The sequence below is a fragment of the Spirosoma utsteinense genome (assembly GCF_014282275.1).
GTDB lineage: Bacteria > Bacteroidota > Bacteroidia > Cytophagales > Spirosomataceae > Spirosoma > Spirosoma utsteinense.
Genome location: NZ_VFIA01000125.1, coordinates 1 through 2,224, shown reverse-complemented (window position 1 = coordinate 2,224; position 2,224 = coordinate 1). Strand labels below are relative to the sequence as shown.

The 2,224-nt window shown below is 52.5% G+C and carries 3 protein-coding genes; all 3 read right to left on the bottom strand.

The genetic code is table 11. The features are described 5' to 3' along the window. Positions 1-105: 105 nt before the first annotated feature. The 3 genes from FH603_RS28000 to FH603_RS27990 are packed head-to-tail and all read right to left on the bottom strand — an operon-like array spanning position 106 to position 1,954. Complete coding sequence (locus FH603_RS28000) at positions 106-393, bottom strand: hypothetical protein (protein WP_235985659.1); 288 nt, start codon at positions 391-393, stop codon at positions 106-108. Then, positions 390-1,469, bottom strand: a complete 1,080-nt coding sequence (locus FH603_RS27995) for a DUF5712 family protein (RefSeq protein ID WP_186742647.1) — start codon at positions 1,467-1,469, stop codon at positions 390-392. The genes FH603_RS28000 and FH603_RS27995 overlap by 4 nt, the downstream gene beginning before the upstream one ends. After that, positions 1,466-1,954: a BfmA/BtgA family mobilization protein gene (locus FH603_RS27990; protein ID WP_186742645.1), complete on the bottom strand. Its 489-nt coding sequence runs from the start codon at positions 1,952-1,954 to the stop codon at positions 1,466-1,468. The genes FH603_RS27995 and FH603_RS27990 overlap by 4 nt, the downstream gene beginning before the upstream one ends. Positions 1,955-2,224: the final 270 nt, after the last annotated feature.

The following is a 2,224-nucleotide window of genomic DNA, read 5'->3' as shown; positions in this document are numbered from 1 at the left end:
GGGGCGTTGAAATCCATAGTAAGCGGGAGGCTGGCACCTGAGTAAATAACTGATTAGTAGCTTTTTTACTCTATTATATGAAACATTTTCCCGGAATGTTGGCAACTACCCACTGTTGAGCGTGAAGCTAACGCCCTCCTGGGCCTCCTGCAGCAACGCCTGCACCTCGGCTTGAGTAGCCGCCTGGGGTCGCCCCTCCAACCGGTCGATTCGGGTGTTGAGTCCCTCAATGGCCCGGCTGTGGCGACTCAGTTCGTCCGTCAGGCGTTTGATCGGGTCATACTCCGTTGGTCGAACTGGCTGGGGTGGTGTCGGTTCGACCGCCCGACTGCTGGAAGCGGGTAAGGGGTTATTCTGCTGGCTTAGATTCCTCAAGAATTTGTTCTCGTTCATCGGCTAAGGCCCTGGTTAAGTTTAGGGGCGTTTCGGGGTTCCTGTTCGATTTTCAGTTGCCGGTCGATCTTTTCCTGCTCGGCTAAATTGGTTGCTTCTAAGGCCACTTTACGAGCTTCCTCGGCCTTCTGCTCCTCGATCACTCGTTGCCGCTCCCGCTCGGCCTGCGCCGTGGCCAGGGCTGTGCTCAAATCGTCCATGTCCTTCTGCTGGTAAGCTTTACTCAGAACAGCCCGCAAATCGTCGGCAAACTCGTTTTCCAGCGTTTTGCCGGGTTGCTGGTCCAGCGTTACCCGTTGACCGGGTTCGTGGCTCTGGGCGCGTTTCTGACCCTGTTCTGTGGCCTGTCGCTGCATCTCCCCCTTAGCCTGCTCGTCGCCGTACTTCATGCAGTGCAAAAACCGGAACGATTCGGTTAACTTCCGCTCATAGTTGAACGCCTGGTCAAAGCTCTGCTCAGTGCGCTGGCTGAAGCTGTTGCGCTCAAAACCACCCATAACCGCCCCTTTAGTGGTCGCTTTATGATTGGTCAGGGGACTAAGGTGGTAGGGGTTCTTGCGCTCGTGCAGCTCGTTTTTTTTCCCTTCTGCATACTCGCGTAGATTCTCCGTTCGGCTCACAATGACGTGAATGTGGGTCTGATCGCCGGTCTTGGCAACACCCTTCGGCTGCTCGCCCAACTGTACCGCCCGGTCGGTGTAATCGAAGCTGCGGCTGTGTTCAACCTTGGCAAACCACACTAAATCTTTGCTTTCTATCCCCTTTCCAAAATTTTGGGCGTACTGCTCCATTGTGGCTCGGGTGAACGCCTGTAACTGTTGAGAATCGGAGCCGATATGGGCTAATTCAGCTTGTGAAGGGGCTAAAATAACTTGGTAGTACTTGGCATCCTCCCGGCCTAAATTGCGCTTGTTGTGGTCGATCTGGGCTACTACTTCGTGGCCAGCCAACTGCTCCCGGTTCTGGCTAAACCATAACTCAGCCTGCTGCTCCGGTTTGAGCTTATTTTCTTTCTCTAAGTATTCCACCAGTCCCCCGGAACTGCCCGCACCGCCTGCCCCTATCTTAGTCATCATGGCTGGGTGGGATTATCCTGTTGCCGAATTAGGTCGTCGGTCTGCTGTCGGTACTCCGGGCGTAGGGCATTATCGACCAGGGCCGTACGGAACGAAAGCCGCATCAGGGTTTGAACAGCCCCCACCACACCAGTTAGCTGCTCCTCCAGATGCTCCGGTGTGATGACGTTGCTACTGCCTGAGCCTGGCCCGGTCTGGGTCCGTATGGCCCGCACTTCGGACAGGATAGGCTTTAATAGTTCCTTCTCCTGCTCTCGGATAAATCCAATCAGGCGTTTATCTAATGTATCCACTTTCTGGGCCATTTTCTTCATAGCTACGTCGGGCGTATCAGCCTTCATATCGCGGGGATCAATCTTGGTAACAGTGAAATACTGCACCATAACCGCGATCAAATCTTTGTGCGAGAGACCGAATCTGTCGCCTAATCGCTCTAATTGTTGGTGAGTCCCTGCGCTGACAGATAGACTTTTCCGGTCGCTCATATAGGAAAATTTTATACAATTACTAATTGATTATCAGTTAGTTAGTAAAAATGTGCACAATTTAAACTACTAAAAAACTATGTTATTAACAATAACCTGTTGATTACTAACCCCATAGGGCGAGAAGAACGGTATGCAGCAACGCGGAATAGCGTTCCGTCTTGCTCTCTTGCTCTCTTGCTCTCTTGCTCTCTTGCTCTCTTGCTCTCTTGCTCTCTTGCTCTCTTGCTCTCTTGCTCTCTTGCTCTCTTGCTCTCTTGCTCTCTTGCT